Origin of the sequence: Streptococcus pseudopneumoniae, from assembly GCF_001072665.1 — a bacterium.
Classification (GTDB): domain Bacteria; phylum Bacillota; class Bacilli; order Lactobacillales; family Streptococcaceae; genus Streptococcus; species Streptococcus pseudopneumoniae_S.
This window is the reverse complement of sequence record NZ_JVJI01000058.1, coordinates 46,081-52,808: the sequence shown is the minus strand read 5'-3', so window position 1 is coordinate 52,808 and position 6,728 is coordinate 46,081. Positions and strand designations below refer to the sequence as shown.

Annotated in this window: 6 protein-coding genes and 1 pseudogene; all 7 read right to left on the bottom strand. The window is 40.4% G+C overall.

What is annotated here, in order from left to right; genetic code table 11:
• Window positions 1-283: 283 nt before the first annotated feature.
• Window positions 284-1,279 (bottom strand): PhoH family protein, encoded by a 996-nt coding sequence (locus ADH52_RS04130; protein WP_049488669.1) that lies wholly within the window; start codon window positions 1,277-1,279, stop codon window positions 284-286.
• An 84-nt stretch (window positions 1,280-1,363) separates the two neighbouring features.
• On the bottom strand, window positions 1,364-1,579 hold the full coding sequence (locus tag ADH52_RS04125) for a YozE family protein (protein ID WP_049488667.1): 216 nt from the start codon (window positions 1,577-1,579) through the stop codon (window positions 1,364-1,366).
• A gap of 8 nt (window positions 1,580-1,587) precedes the next feature.
• Complete coding sequence (cvfB, locus tag ADH52_RS04120) at window positions 1,588-2,442, bottom strand: RNA-binding virulence regulatory protein CvfB (RefSeq protein ID WP_049488665.1); 855 nt, start codon at window positions 2,440-2,442, stop codon at window positions 1,588-1,590.
• Window positions 2,443-2,501: 59 nt separating this feature from the next.
• The gene (gene frr, locus ADH52_RS04115) at window positions 2,502-3,059 is read right to left on the bottom strand and encodes a ribosome recycling factor (RefSeq protein WP_001262225.1); all 558 of its coding nucleotides are present in this window, start codon (window positions 3,057-3,059) and stop codon (window positions 2,502-2,504) included.
• An 8-nt stretch (window positions 3,060-3,067) separates the two neighbouring features.
• Window positions 3,068-3,805 carry a UMP kinase gene (gene pyrH / locus ADH52_RS04110; protein ID WP_000002996.1) on the bottom strand — a complete coding sequence of 246 codons (738 nt, stop codon included), beginning with the start codon at window positions 3,803-3,805 and terminating at the stop codon, window positions 3,068-3,070.
• Between the two features lie 83 nt (window positions 3,806-3,888).
• Complete coding sequence (trmFO, locus tag ADH52_RS04105) at window positions 3,889-5,223, bottom strand: methylenetetrahydrofolate--tRNA-(uracil(54)-C(5))-methyltransferase (FADH(2)-oxidizing) TrmFO (protein ID WP_049510263.1); 1,335 nt, start codon at window positions 5,221-5,223, stop codon at window positions 3,889-3,891.
• Between the two features lie 192 nt (window positions 5,224-5,415).
• Window positions 5,416-6,689, bottom strand: a pseudogene (locus ADH52_RS10685) (nucleotide-binding domain-containing protein).
• Window positions 6,690-6,728 lie beyond the last annotated feature (39 nt).

Genomic DNA, 6,728 nt, shown 5'->3' with positions numbered 1-6,728 from the left:
TGAGCTGTGAGCTGTGAGCTGTGAGCTGTGAGCTGTGAGCTGTGAGCTGTGATTGCGTTCATAATACTTAATTTCCTTTATTTTTGTTACTTCTATTATATCAAAATTTTGAAATACTGCGAAGAATTTAGACATTATTAAAAGAAGATTTCCGTTTGTAAGTCGCCTTTTTGATATTCTCGTAAGCACTATATCTTGTGTCTAGTATAAATTGATATATAGTTCCCGAAATCTAATTATCATATAAAAGAAAGAGCAATTCCACCTGAACTGCTCTTTTTTGCTACTCTGTTTCTTCTTGGTTTTCTTCACTCTCTTCTTTTTTAATTGGAGCTGGTTCATAAGCTCGAATAATCTGAGCGACAATTGGATGGCGAACCACATCCTTGGCTGAAAAATGAACAAAGTCAATCTGTTGAATGTTCTTGAGTTTCTCTTGAGCATCAATCAAACCGGACTTGACATTACGTGGTAGGTCAATCTGACTGATATCTCCATTGACAATCATCTTAGAATTAAAGCCTAAACGAGTCAAGAACATCTTCATCTGCATGATGGTCGTATTTTGCGCTTCATCGAGAATGACAAAGGCATCATCCAAGGTCCGTCCACGCATATAGGCAAGTGGCGCAATCTCGATAATTTCTCGCTCCATAAGACGAGTTGTTTGGTCTTTTCCCAGAATCTGATACAAGGCATCGTAAACAGGTCGAAGGTAAGGATCCACCTTCTCCTTAAGATCACCTGGAAGAAAACCTAGACTCTCTCCTGCCTCCACCGCTGGACGTGTCAATATAATCCGCTTAACCTGACCACGTTTAAGGGCAGTCACTGCCAAGGTCACTGCAAGAAAGGTCTTCCCTGTCCCTGCAGGCCCAATTCCAAAGGTCACATCGTGCTGTTTAACACTGTCCACATAAAGCTTTTGACCCAAGGTTTTGACGCGAATAGGCTTCCCTGTATTGTCCTTGATAATTTCTTCTTCATAAAGGGCGACAAACTTGTCAATTTCATCGTTTTTGACCATGCTAATCGCAGTCACCACATCTGGCGTGCCAACGGTCATCCCACGATTCACCAAGACCATGAGAGCCTGAATAACCTGACGAGCTTCCTCACAGGCAGCCTCTTCTCCCAAAACCTGCACAATCTCCGTACGGGCATGAATAACCACATCAAGCTCTTCTTCCATCAAACGAAGATGACGCTCATTGGAACCAAAAAGATGAAACAGGTCATCTGGATGACTCAGTTGAATGTCTATTGAATGTTCCTTCAAATAAAGAACCTCTCTAATCCTTTTATTTCTTTTTATTATAGCAAAGGGATGGAGAAATTACTAGCCCAAACCCAGTGAATCATGCTAGTGTTCTAAGTATTCTTGCCAAATAACGTCAAAGTCTCCTAGGTTAAAAGAGAAACTGGCATGTTCTTCCAAAAAGCGACTCACCTCATCAAAATCATCTGTATGTTTTGGAAAGGCTGATTCTTCAAAAGCGAGGTCTGCCAAGATAGCCTTGGGACTATTACTTTTAGGATTGCGCTCGGTCATGAGCCAAGTGTAAAATGATTTTCTCATATGCCACCCTAAATCAATTCTGTCCCAAACTGGTCTTGCTTGATTTTACCAGCCTTCATAAGACCACCTAGAGCTTTTTTAAACTGACCTTTAGAAATGCCAAAGGTTGCCTTGATATCCTCAGGAGATGACTTATCATTTAAGGTCATGAAACCGCCATTGCTTTCCAAATAAGTCAAAATCATCTGAGCATCATTTTCCAACATCTCAAAGGAACGTGGTTTGAGGGAGAGGTTCAAGGTACGGTCCACTTCACGGAAACCAATAACGCGCGCATCTAAAACTTGACCCAAACGTGGCTCTGCATAGCGCTCGCTAGGATGGATAAAGCCAAGCATGTTATTTTCTGGCAGGTAAACAAAAGTTCCTGACAGCTTGAGACGGTATACAATGGCTGGCCAGTTTTGGTTCTGCATATTGTTGTAGGCAGGACGAGCCAGACGTTGGAAGTCTTCTTGATAAGCCAAGAGTCCCCAGATACGGTCTTTCTTGTCCACTTCAAGACGGATGTAAAGTTGGTCGCCCTTCTTAGGCCAGAGTTCCTTGAGCTCAGGGAGAATATCTAGTGATACTACGATTTCCTTATCGGGCAGGCCTGTATCCACAAAGACACCCAAGTCTTTACGAACTTCCGTTACAGTTCCCCAACCAAATTGGTCCTGAGTTGCAGTCACTTCTAGAGTGGTCAAGCGGAGTTTTTGCTTCATATCCGTGTAGGCAAAACCTTTAACCGTATCCCCAACTGTATGTTGACCTTCTTCCTTGGCAAGAGCATAGGTCTGGCCATCCTTTTGCACAAAGTAAAAACGGTCGTTTTCATCGATGATCAGTCCAACGATAAAACTTGCAAGATTTGTATTCATATTTCCTTCTTTCGAATAAAACTCAGCCAGCAATGCCAACTGAGTTTTTCTGTTTATTTTTAGACTTCCAAAAGTTCTTTCTCTTTGTTGGCAGTCATGTCGTCGATGTGTTTAACAGCATCGTCTGTTACTTTTTGAATATCTTTTTCAAGAGTCTTCAATTCGTCTTCAGTGATTTCTTTTGCTTTTTCTTGTTTCTTAGCTTCATCCATAGCATCACGACGGATATTGCGGACAGCCACTTTAGCATTTTCGCCGACCTTCTTCACTTCTTTAGCAAGGTCACGACGAGTTTCTTCTGTAAGAGCAGGGATAACCAAACGAATCACAGAACCGTCGTTAGCTGGTGTGATACCAAGATCAGAAGCGTTCAAGGCACGTTCGATATCTTTCAATGAAGACTTGTCAAATGGTGTTACCAACAAAACACGCGCTTCTGGGATCGTAATTGAAGCGATTTGGTTAAGAGGAGTTTCTACTCCGTAGTATTCTACATGTACACGGTCAAGTAAACTTGCGTTGGCACGACCGGCACGGATACCACCAAATTCACGAGCAAGTGATTGGTGAGACTGGGTCATTCTCTCTTTAGCTTTTTCAATAATTGCGTTAGCCATAATCTTTCTTATTCCTTTTCTTCGATATTATTTGAAACTGTTGTTCCGATATTTTCACCAAATACGACACGTTTGATGTTGCCTGGTTGGTTCATGTTGAAGACAACCAAGTCAATGTCGTTATCCATTGAGAGGGTTGAAGCAGTTGAGTCCATGATACGGAGACCTTTGTTGATAACATCACGGTGGGTCAATTCTTCAAATTTAACGGCTGTCTTGTCCTTCTTAGGATCGGCATTGTAAACACCATCTACGCCATTTTTAGCCATAAGGATAGCATCCGCTTCGATTTCAGCTGCACGAAGAGCCGCTGTTGTATCGGTTGAGAAGTAAGGTGAACCAATTCCGGCACCAAAGATAACGATACGGCCTTTTTCAAGGTGACGAAGGGCACGTCCACGGACATAAGGCTCTGCCACTTGTTGCATAGCAATAGCTGTTTGCACACGTGTATCAACCCCAACTTGTTGCAATGAATCTGCCATCACAAGAGCATTCATAACAGTCCCAAGCATTCCTGTGTAATCTGCCTGAACGCGGTCCATTCCTGCTTCTGCAGCAGGTTCACCACGCCAGAGATTTCCTCCACCAATAACAAGGGCAATTTCGATACCTAAGCTATGAACTTCTTGAATCTCTTTTGCGATTGTTTGAACTGTTTGGATATCAATCCCTACGCCTCGTTCACCGGCAAGGGCTTCACCTGATAACTTGATTAAAATACGTTTATACTTGGGATTCGCCATTTTCACTCTCCTTTTTTTATCCTACCTATTTTATCACAATTTCTAAGATTTTTATAGTATCATGAGCAATTCTTTCAAAAAAATTAGACATTCAAAAATTCCTCTAAATCGCTGAGGGCACGCTCTGCAATTTTTTCATAACGAGCCTTCTTATCACGAATACGTTCGCCTTCCAACTCCTTGATAATCCCAAAATTGACATTCATTGGTTGGAAATGTTTGCTGTCCGCATGGGTGATGTAATGAGCCAGACTTCCAATCGCTGTTGTTTCTGGGAAAATAGCCTCGCTTTCTCCCTTGAAGAGTCGAGCCGCGTTAATCCCAGCTACTAGACCTGATGCCGCTGACTCAACATAGCCTTCCACACCCGTCATCTGACCAGCAAAGAAGAGGTTTGGCTGTTTCTTAGAACGATAGGTTTGCTCAAGAAGATTTGGTGAATCCATGTAAGAATTACGGTGCATGACCCCATAACGGACAAACTCAGCATTTTCAAGACCAGGAATCATTTGGAAGACTCGCTTTTGTTCTCCCCATTTGAGGTGGGTCTGGAAACCGACGATATTGTAGAGGCTACCAGCCGCATTGTCCTGGCGAAGCTGCACAACCGCGTACGGTGTTTTAAATTCGCCATCACGAGGTCCAGTATAGTCGTCTGGATACTCCAGACCGACTGGTTTCATAGGACCATAAAGCATAGTTTTAATGCCACGTTTGGCCATAACTTCGATAGGCATACAACCTTCAAAGTACTTTTCTTTTTCGAAAGAATTGAGCGGTGCTTCTTCCGCATTAACCAAGGCTTCATGGAAATCCATAAACTCTTGCTTGGTCATTGGAGCGTTGAGATAAGCGGCTTCTCCCTTATCATAACGAGACTTGAGATAGACCTTGCTCATATCGATAGTGTTGACGTCGATAATAGGGGCTGCCGCATCGTAGAAATAGAAACCATCGCCATCATTAAGAGCATGAATCTTTTCAGCCAAGGCATCGCTAGTCAAAGGACCAGTAGCGATAACTGTAATAACATCTGTCGGCAATTCTGTAATTTCATCACGAACCACTTCAATCAAGGGATGGTTGGCCACTTTTTCGGTCACCATTTGAGAGAAACCATCACGGTCCACCGCAAGAGCACCACCTGCAGGAACACGTGTAGCTTCAGCAGATTCCAAGATAACAGAACCCAAACGACGCATTTCTTCCTTGAGAAGCCCAACAGCATTAGTTAGAGCATCCCCACGAAGAGAATTGGAACAAACCAACTCAGCAAAATTGTCTGTTTTGTGCTGGGGTGTTGACTTGACCCCACGCATTTCATAGAGTTTAACTGGAATACCACGTTCTGCAATTTGGTACGCTGCTTCTGACCCTGCCAAACCAGCACCGATAACATTGATATAAGATTGAGACACGACACTAATACCTCTTTGGGTGGAACCTAAGTTCATATCAAAACAAGGCACTGGCTTGTTTAACACCCACAAATCTTTCTATTTTTTCTTCTACTAGTATAACAAAAAAAGGGAAGAAGGCAAACTTCCCTGTTTAGTCATTTTCTTGATGTAAAGAGATAGTGAGTATTCCAATTAAAAATCAATTATATGCTACTCTATAAAATCTCTTCCACGTAACGGATCGATAGGGACTGTTATTCTATCTCTTGCTATAACCGTATTATCTAAAACAGCATAACATTCAACATAGTGGTCTCCTTTAAACTGAGAATCTTCGTGATGTTTTATTTTACCTGAAAAATAGCACCACGCTCACAATTTCTTCTAATCGCCTCAGCTCCAATATTTCTTACTTTCCAATAATATTTAACATCAGACAAAAGATTATCTGGAATATCTGATTTTATAATTTCAAAATCAAGAGATTTTCTATTTTTAATCTTAAATCTACTTTTTAAAAAGTCTGAAAGAAGTGCTTTTCGAAAACCATCTTGTGTAATTTCACACTCCAAAACAATATTATATTCGATATTAACATTAAACAATTCATCAATAAATTCTTCATTCGAAGCTCGATTTGTTGTAGAAGTGGATTGAGCGAATTTTCTACCAAATAGCTGTCTATAAACTTCAGTAAGTTTCTCTTCTGAAGCGTCTTCTATTTTCTTTAGAGCTTGCTTAGCTTTATTGACAAATTTTGCTCCATCATTATTATAAATCTTTTGATTACTACCTAAAGCATACCAATACTCTCTATTTTTATCTTGGTTTGAAAAGTATTCAAAAATATCTTTCAAGAGAATATTGTAATCAGAGTAATATATTTCAGAAATACCTTTATCATCAATTAAATCAGATATCAAAGTATCTATCAACAACCCCTTAAATGAAAAGCCCATATGATTTTTCCATTGTCGTATGAGCCTTGTTAAGTTAGAAAAATGATTATTAAAATTCGAATTTAAAGATTTAGATTTTTCAATTTCAGGCTTTGGTTTAGTAGTTTTCCAAGAGCCTCCGTTACGAGAATCAGGATATTTAAAATTACCATCAGATTGTTCGAAAGCTGGAACTAACTCAATTTTTCCACCATCCGAAAAATCAATAACAACGACCTGTCCGTCTCCTTTTATTTTTGTATTTGGGTATCTTTTTAGTAATTCGTTTTTTATTTCCTGTAGAAGTGCTGATTGACCATTACCCTCATAAGAATCAAATCGTCTATACACTTCTGAGGGTAGTGAAAAAATATAATCAAAATCACTAACATTTCGAACAGCCGTCGTTCTCCCCACACTACCAACAATCAAACCATTGTCAATTTCTTCATCTTCAAGCTCATCTAAGGAATAGTATTTTCGATTAAGTCGTTTCGTAATCTCTTTTAATCTATTCTTCCATTTTTCCCATTCCTCGTCCGTCATGGGGAGTTCGTCTTCGCAAAATTCTTTAAAATCATTAGA

Bases quoted from the DNA above. Each gene is read 5' to 3' on its own strand.
- pyrH (WP_000002996.1), bottom strand. From the start codon at position 3,805: ATGGCGAATCCCAAGTATAAACGTATTTTAATCAAGTTATCAGGTGAA.
- ADH52_RS04125 (WP_049488667.1), bottom strand. From the start codon at position 1,579: ATGAGAAAATCATTTTACACTTGGCTCATGACCGAGCGCAATCCTAAA.
- frr (WP_001262225.1), bottom strand. From the start codon at position 3,059: ATGGCTAACGCAATTATTGAAAAAGCTAAAGAGAGAATGACCCAGTCT.
- cvfB (WP_049488665.1), bottom strand. From the start codon at position 2,442: ATGAATACAAATCTTGCAAGTTTTATCGTTGGACTGATCATCGATGAA.